At 44.6% G+C, this 14830-nt stretch carries 13 protein-coding genes and 1 pseudogene; 2 read left to right on the top strand and 12 right to left on the bottom strand.

Annotated elements, in window-relative coordinates:
• Nucleotides 1–363: 363 nt before the first annotated feature.
• The 8 genes from ytxC to M1M80_RS15030 form a co-directional block, all read right to left on the bottom strand.
• The gene (gene ytxC, locus M1M80_RS14995; RefSeq protein ID WP_003237747.1) at nucleotides 364–1209 is read right to left on the bottom strand and encodes a putative sporulation protein YtxC; all 846 of its coding nucleotides are present in this window, start codon (nucleotides 1207–1209) and stop codon (nucleotides 364–366) included.
• A gap of 78 nt (nucleotides 1210–1287) precedes the next feature.
• A complete protein-coding gene (locus M1M80_RS15000; RefSeq protein WP_060399253.1) occupies nucleotides 1288–1929 on the bottom strand; it encodes a TVP38/TMEM64 family protein in 642 nt (213 codons plus the stop codon).
• A gap of 33 nt (nucleotides 1930–1962) precedes the next feature.
• Nucleotides 1963–2898, bottom strand: coding sequence for a primosomal protein DnaI (gene dnaI / locus M1M80_RS15005; protein ID WP_019259143.1), 936 nt, complete (start codon nucleotides 2896–2898; stop codon nucleotides 1963–1965).
• Nucleotides 2899–2925: 27 nt separating this feature from the next.
• Nucleotides 2926–4347 carry a replicative helicase loading/DNA remodeling protein DnaB gene (gene dnaB / locus M1M80_RS15010; RefSeq protein WP_060399254.1) on the bottom strand — a complete coding sequence of 474 codons (1422 nt, stop codon included), beginning with the start codon at nucleotides 4345–4347 and terminating at the stop codon, nucleotides 2926–2928.
• A 114-nt stretch (nucleotides 4348–4461) separates the two neighbouring features.
• Nucleotides 4462–4920 carry a transcriptional regulator NrdR gene (gene nrdR, locus M1M80_RS15015; protein ID WP_003223586.1) on the bottom strand — a complete coding sequence of 153 codons (459 nt, stop codon included), beginning with the start codon at nucleotides 4918–4920 and terminating at the stop codon, nucleotides 4462–4464.
• A gap of 273 nt (nucleotides 4921–5193) precedes the next feature.
• Nucleotides 5194–5574 carry an adenosylmethionine decarboxylase gene (gene speD / locus M1M80_RS15020; RefSeq protein ID WP_003223584.1) on the bottom strand — a complete coding sequence of 127 codons (381 nt, stop codon included), beginning with the start codon at nucleotides 5572–5574 and terminating at the stop codon, nucleotides 5194–5196.
• Nucleotides 5575–5812: 238 nt separating this feature from the next.
• Nucleotides 5813–6835 (bottom strand): glyceraldehyde-3-phosphate dehydrogenase, encoded by a 1023-nt coding sequence (locus M1M80_RS15025; RefSeq protein WP_060399255.1) that lies wholly within the window; start codon nucleotides 6833–6835, stop codon nucleotides 5813–5815.
• Between the two features lie 201 nt (nucleotides 6836–7036).
• Nucleotides 7037–7417, bottom strand: a complete 381-nt coding sequence (locus M1M80_RS15030) for a winged helix-turn-helix transcriptional regulator (RefSeq protein ID WP_003229458.1) — start codon at nucleotides 7415–7417, stop codon at nucleotides 7037–7039.
• A 183-nt stretch (nucleotides 7418–7600) separates the two neighbouring features.
• Between M1M80_RS15030 and M1M80_RS15035 the strand changes: the two genes are divergently transcribed.
• The gene (locus M1M80_RS15035) at nucleotides 7601–8797 is read left to right on the top strand and encodes an MFS transporter (RefSeq protein ID WP_060399256.1); all 1197 of its coding nucleotides are present in this window, start codon (nucleotides 7601–7603) and stop codon (nucleotides 8795–8797) included.
• Between the two features lie 23 nt (nucleotides 8798–8820).
• The gene (ytbE, locus tag M1M80_RS15040) at nucleotides 8821–9663 is read left to right on the top strand and encodes an aldo/keto reductase YtbE (protein ID WP_003237760.1); all 843 of its coding nucleotides are present in this window, start codon (nucleotides 8821–8823) and stop codon (nucleotides 9661–9663) included.
• A 37-nt stretch (nucleotides 9664–9700) separates the two neighbouring features.
• Here the strand turns inward: ytbE and coaE are convergent, their stop codons facing one another.
• The 4 genes and pseudogenes from coaE to polA form a co-directional block, all read right to left on the bottom strand.
• Nucleotides 9701–10294, bottom strand: a complete 594-nt coding sequence (coaE, locus tag M1M80_RS15045) for a dephospho-CoA kinase (RefSeq protein ID WP_060399257.1) — start codon at nucleotides 10292–10294, stop codon at nucleotides 9701–9703.
• A gap of 15 nt (nucleotides 10295–10309) precedes the next feature.
• Nucleotides 10310–10960, bottom strand: a pseudogene (gene ytaF / locus M1M80_RS15050) (sporulation membrane protein YtaF); the annotation flags it as partial.
• Nucleotides 10961–11109: 149 nt separating this feature from the next.
• The gene (gene mutM / locus M1M80_RS15055) at nucleotides 11110–11940 is read right to left on the bottom strand and encodes a DNA-formamidopyrimidine glycosylase (protein ID WP_080429048.1); all 831 of its coding nucleotides are present in this window, start codon (nucleotides 11938–11940) and stop codon (nucleotides 11110–11112) included.
• Between the two features lie 22 nt (nucleotides 11941–11962).
• Nucleotides 11963–14605, bottom strand: a complete 2643-nt coding sequence (gene polA / locus M1M80_RS15060) for a DNA polymerase I (protein WP_060399260.1) — start codon at nucleotides 14603–14605, stop codon at nucleotides 11963–11965.
• Nucleotides 14606–14830 lie beyond the last annotated feature (225 nt).

A 14830-nucleotide genomic window follows, 5' to 3' on the forward strand; every position in this document is an offset into this window, starting at 1 on the left:
CCCCCTATGAAAGGGACGAGGTTGAATAAACGGAATCGTGGTTCCACCCTTTTTTCCGCATAGCCAATACTCCGGCACCTGCGGCTCTAAGCTCTGTAACGGGAGTTCCCGTCAGCCATTACTGTTCCTTATGAAGGAGTTCACAGCTGAAGTTCAAAGGCGGTAAAGCGAATGGTCCTTAGCTGGGAAGCTTGCAGCCGTGACTTCCCTCTCTTTGAGCCGGTATCATTCCTTCATGTCCTTATCAATACGTGTGTCTTTCTTAATCTCCTATGTATTATAAATTGTTCATTCCAAAAAATCAACACGATCGCATTTCCTTTTTTTCAAACCGACAGCCTTATATATACAGGCTGCCGGCCCTTATCCTTCCGAGTGCTTTACCGGTATTTCTGCACCTGAAAAAGCGTGCAGCGGAAGCATTTCCAATCGCTCTTGAAATACGTTTTGAATGGTCCTTGCCATCATGTGCTCGGGCTGGTCGGTGTAAAGCACCACTTCATCAGGCGCGATGGAAATCAGCGGCGCAAGCAAATGAGAATCAATGTACATAGGATGATCCCGGACAAATCGCCTGTCTATGTATTTCATTTTTTCCCGTTCCGGCACATAGCGCAGCTCCCATAATGTAAATGAACCATCATGGACAATATGCACCTTTTTGATTCGCGGCTGTTTGGCTGTTACATAGTCTCTGAGTGTTTGAATAAAGTTTTGATATTCCTGTTCCATCTTATATTCATCTATCGCCGCTTCCGTAATGTCTCTCAGCTGTTTGTAGTATTGTCCGAGTCGGAAAGTCTGAAAAGAACGAATGGAAAATACACCTTCCTCTAAACAGATCGTTTGGAGTTCATCCAAAATTGATTGTTTCCGCGAAAGCTTTAGCGGCTCAAAAGGAAGATCGTCTGCTTCTCCTTCAATAATACTGTGTGCGAGCTGAAGGATTTGCTGCTGTTCATCCTGGTCCGTGAAGCAGTATGTTCCCTCAATCAATGACAGCATATGCTCGTCTTCTTTGCATTCTAAAAAAAATTTGACCAGAATCGGCTCCATAAAACGCTGAATAGAGAAAGCCGGCTTCGCTTTTTCAATCCCGATTTTCCGTATGCCTTCACGGACAATGAGGTTGTTCCGATCGTCCGAATGCTGAATGAGATGTAAAAAAGCGGCTGCATCATGGTCATCTTCAAAGATTATTTCAAGCATGTTTGTCCCCCCTTACGGCATCTGTTACAAGTATATGGGGGATGTTTTTAAAATAGACGTAAAGGTCACTGGCAAATCTTAATTTGATTCTTGAAACAAGCTTTGCATTTTCTTTCTGAAGATAAATGGCAGCGAGACAAAAACGATATACAAAGTGAGCACCATAAAGAAAGCGGGCAGATTCCCAGTCAAAAAGCTTGCTCCCAGCACATTCAGCGCAATGGTCCCAGGGATGATTCCCGCGGCCGTCGCTGCAAAATACGGCAGCGCTTTGACATTGGAAAGGCCTGCCGCATAGCTGACGAAATCAAAATTGATCGGCAGGATTCTTAAAAGAAAGATATAAAAAAATCCGTTATCCTCCATTTGCTTCTGAATGGCTTCCAGCTTTTCATAATGGCCGTTCTTTTTCGCCGCAAACAAGCCGGCCGCAAAAAACGATACAGCAGAAGCGCACATCGAACCGAACAATGTGTAAAGCGTGCCGAGAAGCGGGCCAAACGCAAGTCCGCCCGCTATAGAAATAACAGATACCGGAAATAAAACAAGAGGTCTGACGATGGATATCCCGATAAACATAAGCGGTGCAAAGACCCCGAATGACAATACCCATACTCTGATCTCTTTTGGCGATAAATTCAAATACGTTTTATTTCCCCAATAGATTAAACCTGCACCTGCAAGCACTGCCAGCCATTTAACAGCCGTTTTTATTTTCATACCCTCAGTTCCTTCCCCTTTGAACCGCAGCGATTACGGATGGCGGCGGTTTTCTCCGTCAAGGCGGATCGGAGCAGCCAGATATAATATCCGCTCCATTAGTCTTGCCGCTTTTACTTCTTCCTTTTCTCCCCTTTGCGAATACGTAAAATGATGCTTCAGCTCGTCAGGTGAGAAATTAGAAGAAAAGAAAGTCGGCAGCTGCTGGGACATTCTGTGCTGAAGCACCGTTCCAATGACTTCATCCCTTACCCAGCTTGTCATTGATTCCGCCCCGATGTCATCAAGCATCAATACGGGTGTTGTTTTGACCATATTGAGTTTCTCTTCCAATGAATGGTCTTGCAGCGAATTTTTAAGCTCTCTCACAAATTCGGGCACATAGACGATCATAGAGGAATACTCTTTTTCCGCCAGCTCATTGGCAATCGCAGCGAGCATAAACGTTTTTCCTACCCCGAACTTCCCGTATAAGTACAGTCCTTTCCCTTTTCCCGTCTCATTATAGCTTTTCAGAAAATCTGTAACATGCTGGAACATCGCGAGCCTGCTCGGGTCACTGATATCGACCTGCTGGAACGTTGCCCCGAGGAGATCCTGCTGGATATACATGCTTTTCATAAGAGACTTTTGTTTTTTCTGCTGGTCGAGCTTCCGTTTGACCGGACATTCATAATACTCGATATCAATAGAGCGGCCATTGACAACAAGCTTCGGATGGTAGCCCTCCAACAGATTGTTGCAATCTTCATCTTCCGAACAATAGGAGCAATTCTTGCTTTGCCCGATATATTCATAAAGCTTATTTAAGCTCTTTTCGATCATTTTTTGGTCAATTATTTCTTCGTTTTCCTTCAAAAATACCTGAACATCTTGATCATTCATGACTTTTTCCTTCATTTGTTCAAGGCGTTTTTGGAAATCCGGTCTGCCGGTTACGCCCTGCAGGGAACGGCCGATTGGTTCCATCTATTACTTCACCCCGCATCTCTGCCTTTAATAGGCAGAGTATTTTTTCAGTTTTTGCATTTCTTCCATCATCTTTTTCTTCTGTTCTTCCAAATCCTGCGGTTGCAGCTTCTGCTGTCCGGCTTCTGAATCGGATGCTGTCTCTTTTTCTTTCATCCAATCAGGAAGTTTTTCTTCGCGAATCACTTTTTGGTTTCGTTTTGAAGGCTGATTTGCTTTTCCCTCAGCCCATTCAAGGTATTGGCGGTTTTCTTCTATCGCGAGCTTCATCGCTTCTCTGACCGTTTTTACCTTTTTGCGCGCCCAATGCGAGGCGATTTTTTGAATATAGTTTTTCGACAGCTTCATGTCAGTTTTCAGCATGACATAATAAATTAACACATTTGTAACGCCTGGCTCGAGCTTCTGTTCAAACATAATTTCTTCAATGATTTTCAGATCCGCTTTTGACGGCTCTGTTCCGTCGGCAATGTCCTGGAGAAGCTTCTTCGGAGAAATCGCCTCCAGCAATGCGATCAGCTTTCCGTCCAGTGAATCCTCTTCCACCGGCTTTTCGCCTTCACGCAGGTGCACCGGCTGTGTTTTTTCCACTAAGTCAGGCAGCTGTCCGTTTCTTTCGATTTGATACCAATCGCTGGCCGCTTTTCTTAAAGCCTCCGTCGTAATCACATCACGCTCATCAATCGCACTCATCACGACATTTTGCATCTGCAAAGGATCTATGCCATACAGATAAGAAAGCTTTTTGATTGTGTCGCGCACCTGCTGGGTCATCGCTTTTCTCGGAATCATCGTCTCAGAAAGTCCCGCTAAAAACAAATCAAAATCAAACACTTCCTCCGTTATGGTATAAGACGGCGCTTGTCCGACAGAAGTATATTCTGTGCCCGGCGCAAGTCTCACCGTATCCTCCATATCAGATGTGAGCTTCCATTCACTCGGCTGCAGCGATTCAAACGCATGATTAAACGGCCGCGTAATGTCCTTCGCATCTTCTGAAATAGCCGGGTGCGTGAAAAATTGTTTTAATTGCTGATACTTTGTTTTTCCGACTCTATTGTACAGAAAAACATTCAGCATTCCGTCTTCAAAAAATTCATTTGGCCTGAGCGGCGGGAGGAGTTCATATATAAAGAGGCGCTCCTGCCGCTCGGATTCTTTCATATATGCTTTTAGCAATCCGATACCCTCGAGCTTCCCCTGTTCCTGATGAATCGTTTTTAAATTGGACTGTGTCATCCCCATCAGCTGTCTATGTGTGGACTCTCCGCCCCACAAACGGTTTTGTTCAAGCTCTCCCCACAATGTCATATAAAGAGAGAATGCAACAGGGCCGATTAAGGGCTGATACAGTTGTGTGATAATTTGTCTGTCTATATCCTGCAGCATCGATCTGCTTTTGACCACATACGGATCTACAGGCAGTACATCTTTCCAATAGTCAGCCATACATTCTCAAACCTTCCGAATTTGTTTCTACCTTTCATTTTACACCGTTTCTTATATCTATCAAATGCCAATTTTGCACATGAGAAAAGAGCTAGAAGAATCCTCTTAGCTCTTTTACCGCTCTTTCTTTATTAAGTCTTTTAATTCGTCGATAAAGACATTTATATCTTTAAACTGCCGATAGACGGACGCGAACCGCACATATGCGACTTCATCAATCTTAGCCAGCCGGTCCATGACCATTTCTCCGACAAGCTCGCTTTTTACCTCAGAGCAGCCTTGATTGCGAAGTTCTTTTTCAATATCAAAGCACATGTCTTCAAGCGTTTTGAGTGAAACGGGTCTTTTTTCACATGCTTTTATGAGGCCGCGCAGCATTTTTTCTCTGCTGAATTCCTCACGCACGCCTTCTTTTTTCACTACGATGAGCGGGGTTTCCTCTACTTTCTCAAAGGTCGTAAACCGGTAGTGGCAGGATTCGCACTCACGTCTTCGGCGAATGGATTTTCCGTCATCCACAGGACGTGAATCAAGGACTCGCGTTCCGTTATGCTGGCATGAAGGACATTTCAATAAAATCAGCTCCCAACTATTTCGTTCCCTGCAATGTATTTTCGGCAGCCTCCGCCTTTTCAAAATAAATGTGACAGCCATCTGTCGGGAGAGCCGTTGTGTAAAGCATTCTACAGCATCAGGTGGTTTGTGAAAATCTCTTTCTTATTTTACAAAAAAAATGAAAAAAGAAAAAGCTGACCACTCTTGTTTCTTTATAAAAATAAAAGGAGCATAAGCTAAAAAGCGCATAACGGCTTTCTAGCTTCAGCTCCCTTTGTGTTCGTGATTACTTTATAGTACTTTCGCTTGCGCCTGTTTAATTTGCACAGGCCCCATTCCTCTCGGTATTTCAATGTTTTCTCTTGTATCAGCATGTAATGCCTCTGCGATGTAGTCAGCAGCGACATTAGGATCTAAGTCTCCACAAGTATAAACATCAATGCTCGCATATCCGTGCTCAGGAAAACTGTGAATTGTTAAGTGTGATTCAGAAATAATCACAACTCCGCTTACGCCTTGCGGTGCAAATTTGTGAAATGCAACCTCGCGCACCTCAGCACCTGATTTTAGAGCAGCATTTACAAACGTTTTTTCAATAAAATCCATGTCATTCAGCTTATCAAAATCGCATCCCCATAGCTCGGAGATAACGTGACGCCCCATTGTTTCCATAGTCATGGACCCCCCTTAACAAGAATTAAAAAGTGAAATTCCAACAACTGGGTCGGCCATTTACCACGGGGGAAAGTTAGTCCGGAGAGGTCCTAACCCTTTAAGTAATTCCGAAACAGTCTCAAGCAAGAAGTTCACGAAAAATAGTATACTGTGTTTAAGTCTAATTTGCAAGGTGCGTTTTTTCAGAAATATGCTGTTAAGGGTTTTTTCTTCAAAGTGCGTCCATGACCTTATTCTATACAGCAGACGGATGTTTCATTCGTGCCGCTACATGGCGGATCAGATCAACGACTCTGCATGAGTAGCCCCATTCGTTGTCATACCACGCGAGCACCTTTACTTTCCTGTCTTCCATTACCATTGTTGTAAGCCCGTCAATGACCGCTGAATGGGGATTCGTATTGTAGTCAGTTGAAACGAGCGGTTCATCTGAATAATCAAGCACGCCGTACATCGACGTTTTGGCAGCCCGTTTAAATGCCTCGTTTACCTCTTCAGCCGTTACATCTGATTTCAGATCGACAACGAGATCAACTAATGAGACGTTCGGAACAGGGACACGCAAGGCGAGGCCATGAAGCTTTCCTTTCAGATGCGGCAGTACGAGCGAAAGCGCCTTTGCCGCTCCAGTTGTCGTTGGAATGATGGATTCACCGCAGGCCCGCGCCCGGCGCAAATCCTTGTGCGGATTATCAATATTTTTCTGGTCATTCGTATACGCATGAACCGTGGTCATCAGCCCGCTCTCAATGCCAAATTCTTCATCCAGCACTTTAACAACAGGCGCTAGGCAGTTTGTCGTGCATGACGCATTTGAAATGATGACATGACGGTCTGCGTCGAATTGGTCCTCATTTACTCCCATCACAATGGTAACGTCTTCATTTTTTCCCGGAGCAGTCAGAATGACTTTTTTCGCACCCGCTTCTATATGGCCCATCGCTTTATCTTTTGAATTAAATTTTCCTGTTGCTTCAACAACAATGTCAATATCATATTCGCCCCAAGGAAGCTGTTTTGGATCACGGCTGTTTAATAAAAGCACTTTCTTTCCATTCACGATCAGGCTGTCTTCACCAGCCAAAACCTCTTTGTCGTACCTGCCGTGAATTGTGTCATACTTTATTAAATGAGCCAGCGTTTCTGCGGAATAGCTGGCGTTAATGGCCACTACTTGAATTTGATCGTCTAACATTGCTTTTCTGAAGACCATTCTTCCGATTCTTCCAAACCCGTTGATCGCTACTTTTACCTTCATGTTGGACACCCCTTATCAATTATGCCATCCTAATTTACTGCTATCTAAAATTAGTATAACACATTAAAATGAAATCGCCAGTACATATTGATAAAAATCAACGATTATAACGCTAATTTATGATGCATTATAGGTTTTCTTGCACACAATATCAGGCGTAAGAACCAAAGAGCAGCCAGCGCTCCGCACTGACTGCTCTTTTTATGATTCCTGTTTTAACTTATCATTGAGCACACTTTCTTCTAACACAGAAAATGTATCCCCGTACACTCTGTTAATATGATTCGCTCCCCAAGCACACAGCATGTCTAAAATCCCTTCTAAGCTGCGGCCGTATTCGCTGAGCTCGTATTCCACTTTTGGAGGAACCTGATTGTACACGATCCGGTTAATGACACCGTCCGCTTCCAGCTCACGCAGCTGCTGGGTCAGCATTTTTTGTGTGATGTTAGGCATCAGGCGCTTTAATTCACTCGTGCGTTTTTTTCCGTGCGTCAGGTGGCATAAAATGACGCATTTCCATTTCCCGCCGATCACTTCAAGAGTCGCTTCAACAGAAATGTTATATTTTTTCTTCTCCATACCGTTCATTCTCCTTACAGGCACTAAAAAGTGACTATAGCACTTAAAAGTACGTACTTTTCTTTCTTGATGATATCTTTCATAATCACATTTGCCGGCTGATTTGAATCTGCTCTATTTTATTTATATAGCTTACTCGGCAGAATTTCAATCATACAACACATTACACAAAGGAGGAATATGATGACTACAGCCAATAAAAGCAAAAGCAGCATTCCTGCACTCCTGGCTCTGGCTGTAAGTGCATTCGCCATAGGGACAACCGAATTTATCAGCGTCGGCCTTTTGCCGTTAATTTCTGATGATCTGGACATTCCTGTCACAACAGCGGGATTGACCGTTTCCCTATATGCGCTTGGCGTTACATTCGGAGCCCCTATTTTAACTTCATTGACGTCAAGCATGTCACGAAAGACGCTATTGCTTTGGATCATGTTCATTTTTATTGCCGGGAATACGATGGCAGCTACCGCTTCAAGTATCGGGATTTTATTAGCAGCACGTGTGATATCAGCTTTTTCACACGGTGTGTTTATGTCGATCGGTTCGACGATCGCAGCGGATATTGTCCCTGAGGATAAAAGGGCCAGCGCGATTTCGATTATGTTTACAGGCCTCACTGTGGCAACTGTAACCGGTGTTCCTTTCGGCACGTTTATCGGTCAGCAGCTCGGCTGGCGTTTTGCCTTTATGGTTATTATCGCCGTCGGAGTTATTGCTTTCATTACAAATGGCATCCTTGTTCCGTCCAAATTACGAAAAGGGACGAAAACAACGATGCGAGATCAATTGAAGCTTGTGACAAACGGCCGGTTATTGCTTTTATTTGTCATTACGGCGCTTGGATACGGAGGAACATTCGTTGTGTTCACATATCTGTCTCCCTTGCTTCAGGAAGTAACAGGCTTCAAAGCCGGAACTGTAGCAGTGATCCTGCTCGGATACGGAATTGCCATCGCAATCGGCAATATGATCGGCGGAAGGCTGTCAAACCGAAATCCGATTGCCGCTTTATTCTATATGTTTATCGTACAGGCACTCGTTCTGTTCGTACTAGCATTTACGGCTCCATATCAAACAGCTGGCCTCATTACTATTCTCTGTATGGGCTTGCTGGCCTTTATGAATGTGCCCGGCCTTCAGGTGTATGTCGTTATGCTGGCTGAACGTTTTGTCCCGAGTGCAGTTGACGTCGCATCCGCGATGAATATCGCTGCCTTTAATGCAGGGATTGCGCTTGGCTCATACCTTGGAGGTGTGATTACCGATTCAATCGGACTGATTCACACCGCTTGGATAGGCGGATTAATGGTAGTCGGTGCAGTTATCTTAACAGGCTGGAGCCGCTTGATGGAAAAACGAGATCGGCAGGCAGCCTGACAATTTCAAAGGAGGAAATCAACATGACAACACATTTACAAGCTACAGCAACACTTCATAATGGGGTAAAAATGCCTTGGTTCGGCCTCGGCGTGTTCCAAGTGGAAGAAGGAACTGAACTGGTAAACGCCGTTAGAACCGCAATTGTTCACGGATACCGCAGTATTGATACTGCCGCTATCTATGGAAATGAAGCTGGAGTCGGAGAAGGGCTTCAGCAAGGTATTGACGAAGCAGGCATCTCAAGAGAGGACCTATTTATTACATCAAAAGTGTGGAATGCGGATTTAGGATACGAGGAAACACTCGCCGCGTTTGAAACAAGCCTGTCAAAACTCGGTTTGGATTATTTAGATTTATACCTTATCCACTGGCCTGTAGAGGGAAAATACAAAGAAGCATGGAGAGCGCTTGAAACACTTTATAAAGAAGGCCGTGTCAAAGCGATCGGCGTGAGCAACTTCCAAATCCATCATCTTGAAGATTTGATGACGGCTGCTGAAATCAAGCCTATGATCAACCAAGTGGAATTCCATCCGCGCCTTACACAAAAAGAGTTGATGGCATACTGCCAAAAACAAGGCATCCAGATGGAAGCCTGGTCACCTTTAATGCAAGGGCAGCTGCTGGATCATCCTGTACTGGCAGACATCGCTCAAACATATAACAAATCTGTCGCGCAAATCATTTTGCGCTGGGATCTGCAGCATGGCATCATTACGATTCCTAAATCAACGAAAGAACATCGTATTAAAGAAAATGCCAGCGTATTTGACTTTGAATTAACACAGGGTGACATGAACCGAATCGATGCGCTGAATGAAAACCTGCGCGTCGGTCCTGATCCGGACAACTTTGATTTTTAATGAAAAAACACCGTTCATATTGAACGGTGTTTTTGTATTATGCCCAGCCAGTGATGACTTCATCAAGCTGCTGTCTGGTTTCTTCAAGCGTGCCGCTGTTATCGATGACTTGATCTGCTCTTGCTGTTTTTTCCTCTAAAGGCATTTGAGCGCGGATACGGCTGACTGCTTCTTCTTCCGTCAGCTGATTGCGCTTCATAAGACGTTCCAGCTGAAGCTCTTTGGTCACACTGACCACAATAATTTTATCAACTAAAGATTCCAATTTGCTTTCAAACAATAGCGGGATATCCAATACAACAAATGCCTCCCGATTTGCAATGGCTTCATCACGGCGCTTAAGCATTTCCTGCCTGACTGCGGGATGAACAATTGCATTTAAAGCGAGACGCTTTTGTTCATTTGTAAATACCAGTGCCCCAAGCTTTTTCCGATCTATATCGCCATTTGGGAGCAGAATGTCTTCACCGAATTCGTCAATGATTTGCCGGTAGGCCGGCATCCCTTTTTCTACCGCTTGTTTTGCAATAATATCTGCATCTATAACTGTTATTCCTTTTTCAAACAGCATATTGGCAACCGTGCTTTTGCCGCTAGCTATTCCTCCCGTTAAACCAATGACTAAGGTCAAGAGATCAACTCCTTTTTACAATTTCCAGAGCCCAATCGTGATCAGCAGAAGCCCCGGCAAAAACGCCATTTTATCGATCCATTTCCACTTAGACAGAAAATGGCCGGCATTGATTCCGATTGATACAAACAGCGAGCTCATGACTGCCACGGCGATGCTCATCACAATCGGTGAAAAACCGAGAATGGCTGCCCCTATACCTGCTCCGAAGGCATCAATTGATAAGGCAAATCCCAATAAGACCGCCTCAATTCCATTGATCACACCCGATTTGTCGATATCCGCACTCATGGGCTTTCTCAAAATATGAATCACAATCCCTAATGACCGAACCTCTAAATTAAGCAGCGTTTTTTCATGCAATAAGTATTCTTTGTCTTTTGCCGGCCTGAAAAATTGATACAGAACCCACGCACCGATTCCGACCAATATCAAACCGCCAAGCTTCTCCGTCACATATACAGGAAAAAACTTTGTGAGAAAGCTTCCGATCAGCATAGATATAAACATGACAGCACCGGAACAGCAGGCGATAACCAAAATCGCTTTAAACGGTATTTTCATTTTTCTCAATCCGTACGTAAATCCGACTGAAAAACTGTCCAAGCTGACAGCCAACGCCAGCAGCAGTATAGAAACCATTTGCATATCCGTTTCTTCCTTTCTGTTGGTGCTCTTGTATCAGATGTAAAATGCCCGGGATTCATCACAATCATATATATGGAAAAGTAAAAAATCCGTGTTTCGAAAATGGCATTCCTCTATTACAGAATTACTGATATATGCACCGACAGCTTGGACGATGAAGCATTATGCTACTCTTTTTTCTGGCACTTCGCGCAAAAATGCGTGCCCCTGCCTCCGACGACAATTTTTGAAATCATCGTACCGCAATTTTTGCACGGTTCGTCTTTTTTTCCGTACACAAAATGCTGCAGCTGGAACATTCCGATTTCCCCTTGGGAGTTGATATATGAGCGGACAGTGCTGCCGCCCGCGTCAATCGCTTCCTGCAGGGTGTTTTTGATTTCAGCGTGAAGTGTTTTGATTGTTTTGTCTGATAATTGATTTGCTTTCGTCTCGGGATGGACACCCGCTCTGAAAAGAGCCTCGTCCACATAAATGTTCCCGAGTCCGACAACCGTTTTTTGATCCAGCAGGGCGGTTTTGACAGCACGGTTTGTTTTAGCAAGCTGTTCTTTTAAATATGCACTCGTAAATTCTTCTGCATCCGGCTCCGGCCCTAACTGAGAAAGCGGAAGCTCGCCCGCTTCCTCTCCCGGTTTAAATAAGTGCATGGTTCCGAACTTTCGCACATCCCTGTAACGAAGCTGGGTTCCGTCCGTCATCGTGAATATGACATGCACGTGTTTATCGTCTGGCTCCTCCGCTTGATGAAGCCCGTATTTCCCTTCCATTCGAAGGTGGGAAACCATGACATAATGATCTAAATGAAACAGTAAAAACTTTCCCCGTCTTCCGATAGACTGTATCGTTTCTCCTGTTAGTTTTCGCGCAAATTCCTCCGGTTCGGCAGGCCGTTTGATGATATTTGGCCATCTGATCTCTACCGATTTAATTGTTTTTCCCTTTACAAGCCCGGTCAGAGTGCGCCGGACCGTTTCAACCTCTGGTAATTCCGGCACATCCATCACTTCCTATCTCTATTTATTTCGCATCGTACCAAGATGGGCCAGATGCAAAGTCCACCTTTAACGGCACATCTAATGCAAGCGCATGCTCCATCACTTCAGGAACAAGCTTTTCAAGAATTTCAATTTCTTCCTGCGGCGCTTCAAAAATCAATTCATCGTGCACTTGAAGCAGCAGCCTTGCCTTCAATTGCTTTTCTTTCAGCTTGGCAGCCATATCAATCATGGCTTTTTTGATAATATCAGCGGCGCTTCCTTGAATCGGTGTATTCATTGCCGTCCGCTCCGCAAAACTGCGGATATTAAAGTTTCGGCTCGTCAGCTCAGGAATGTAGCGGCGGCGATGCATAAGCGTTGTTACGTAGCCCTTTTGCTTCGCGTCCTGAACTGAGTCCTCCATGTACGCTTTTACGCCCTGGAAGCTTTCCAAATAGCGGTCGATAAATGCTCCGGCTTCCTTCCGGGTAATGCCGAGATTCTGTGACAGCCCGTAATCGCTGATGCCGTATACGATGCCAAAGTTGACCGCTTTCGCCTGGCGTCTCATCCCAGATGTCACTTCATCCTCAGCGACATGGAACACATCCATTGCCGTTTTCGTATGAATATCCATATCATTTGTAAAAGCTTCGATGAGATTTTGATCCTTTGAAATATGGGCAAGCACCCGCAGCTCGATTTGTGAGTAATCGGCTGCAAAAATAAGCCAGTCTTTTTCAGACGGAACAAAAGCTTGGCGGATTTTACGTCCTTCCTCAAGCCTGATCGGTATGTTTTGCAGGTTCGGATCAGTCGAGCTGAGACGGCCGGTTTGCGTTAAAGCTTGGTTAAATCGCGTGTGCACCTTATGCGAATCCGGTCTCGTCACCTTTAAAAGCCCTTCAATATATGTCGATTGAAGCTTGCCAATTTGTCTGTACTGCAAAATATAGTCGACAATATCATGTTTGTCTGCCAGCTTTTCAAGCACATCGGCTGACGTTGAATAGCCTGTTTTTGTTTTCTTCACGACAGGCAGGCCGATCTTTTCAAACAAGATGACGCCGAGCTGTTTCGGAGAATTGATATTAAACGGCTCTCCCGCAATCTCATGGATTTTTTCTTCATATTCCTTCAGCTTCGCGCCCAGTTCTTCACCCATCCGCTTTAAACGGTCAACATCGACCTTGACGCCAGTTGATTCCATTTCGCCGAGAATAAGCGCGAGAGGCATTTCGAGCTCTTCAAACAGTTCAAGCTGATCGTTGTTCTCCAGCTCCTGAACGAGCTTTTCCCGAAGGCTTTGAATGGCTAACGCTTTTCTGACAAGGTGCTCAGACAGTACATCTTCCGACGGAACAGCCCGTTTTGCTCCTTTGCCGTAAACTGATTCGTCGCTTTGAACGATATGCAAGCCGTAATCTTTAGCCACACTCGCAACGTCGTCATATGAATTGCCCGGATTGATGATATAAGCCGCAAGAAGCGTATCAAACTCCGCTCCTTTCAGCTCAATGCCCTGCCAGCGCAAAGCGACAACAGCCCGCTTGCTGTCGAAGACCCATTTCTTCTGCTCGTCATTTTCTACCCATTCTTTAAACACCTGAGACTCCACGGCAATGTCTTTCGGAATGAAATAAGATCCCGTTTCATTAACGATCGAAAAACCGAGAATCGGCTCTTCATGATAATTATCGCCGATCTGTTCAACGACAAATGCGGATGGAGAAACCAATATGCCGCTTGTTACGTCTGTGACAGTTTCGACATTAATTTCTTCTAACGACTGATCCTGTTCTGCTTCTTCGCTGTCTTCCCCTAGCCGTTCAAGAAGTGTGTTAAAACCAAGATCTTTAAAGATGGAAATCACCTGTTCACGATTAAAGCCTTGATATTCCAAGCCGGAAACGGATACCTCAATCGGCGCATCCGTCATAATCGTCGCAAGCTCCTTGCTCATCAATGCCTGATCTTTAAATTCCTCAAGCTTTTCCTTCAGTTTCTTCCCGCTTACCTCGTCAATGGACTCCAGCAGTTTTTCAACGGAATCGAACTGTTTTAATAGCTTAATCGCTGTCTTCTCTCCTACGCCGGGCACACCTGGAATATTATCTGAGGAATCGCCCATCAGACCCTTCATGTCAATAATTTGCTCAGGCGTAAGCCCGTATTTCTCTTTTACGTGCTCCGGTGTGTAAAATTCAACATCGGTAATTCCTTTTCGCGTAATGGCAACCGTCGTTTTGTCTGTTGCCAGCTGAGTTAAATCCTTATCTCCAGAGAAAACCTTTACTTCAAATCCGTCTTTTTCAGCCGATTTGGCCAGTGTGCCGATAATATCGTCGGCTTCGTATTGTTCCAATTCGTAGCGGCTGATCTGATAGGCATCCAGCAGCTCGCGGATAAACGGCAATTGTTCGGAGAGCTCAGGCGGGGTTTTCTGTCTGCCGCCTTTATATTCTTTAAATGTGCCGTGACGAAATGTTGTTTTCCCGGCATCAAATGCAACCAGCATGTGTGTCGGTTTTTCATCCTCAAGCATCTTCATCAAAATCATCGCAAAGCCGTATACGGCATTCGTATGAACACCTTTATCATTGCTTAACAGCGGCAATGCAAAAAACGCCCGGTAAGCCAGACTGTTTCCGTCTACAAGCACTAATTTTTTTCGTTCCGTCATTCAATATCCTCCTAAGAAGCCTCAGGCTTCTATTCATCTCTTACATAGTCATTAGCTCCTCTTATTTTAACAAAGTTCAATTTGAAAGGAAAATACGTGAACTGAAGAGAAGACACAAAAAAGGACGGGAACACAAATGGTTCCCGCCGTCAAAATTGGCTCCTTGGATGAAGGGGTTCTACTACATCCTATCAGCATAGGTTTAACAGTGCATGAAGATATTGT

This window comes from Bacillus inaquosorum (assembly GCF_023238325.1).
GTDB lineage: Bacteria > Bacillota > Bacilli > Bacillales > Bacillaceae > Bacillus > Bacillus inaquosorum.

Bases quoted from the DNA above. Each gene is read 5' to 3' on its own strand.
- M1M80_RS15030 (WP_003229458.1), bottom strand. From the start codon at position 7,417: ATGGAGAAGAAAAAATATAACATTTCTGTTGAAGCGACTCTTGAAGTG.
- speD (WP_003223584.1), bottom strand. From the start codon at position 5,574: ATGGAAACAATGGGGCGTCACGTTATCTCCGAGCTATGGGGATGCGAT.
- M1M80_RS15000 (WP_060399253.1), bottom strand. From the start codon at position 1,929: ATGAAAATAAAAACGGCTGTTAAATGGCTGGCAGTGCTTGCAGGTGCA.
- M1M80_RS15035 (WP_060399256.1), top strand. From the start codon at position 7,601: ATGACTACAGCCAATAAAAGCAAAAGCAGCATTCCTGCACTCCTGGCT.
- dnaI (WP_019259143.1), bottom strand. From the start codon at position 2,898: ATGGAACCAATCGGCCGTTCCCTGCAGGGCGTAACCGGCAGACCGGAT.
- ytxC (WP_003237747.1), bottom strand. From the start codon at position 1,209: ATGCTTGAAATAATCTTTGAAGATGACCATGATGCAGCCGCTTTTTTA.
- dnaB (WP_060399254.1), bottom strand. From the start codon at position 4,347: ATGGCTGACTATTGGAAAGATGTACTGCCTGTAGATCCGTATGTGGTC.
- ytbE (WP_003237760.1), top strand. From the start codon at position 8,821: ATGACAACACATTTACAAGCTACAGCAACACTTCATAATGGGGTAAAA.
- polA (WP_060399260.1), bottom strand. From the start codon at position 14,605: ATGACGGAACGAAAAAAATTAGTGCTTGTAGACGGAAACAGTCTGGCT.
- M1M80_RS15025 (WP_060399255.1), bottom strand. From the start codon at position 6,835: ATGAAGGTAAAAGTAGCGATCAACGGGTTTGGAAGAATCGGAAGAATG.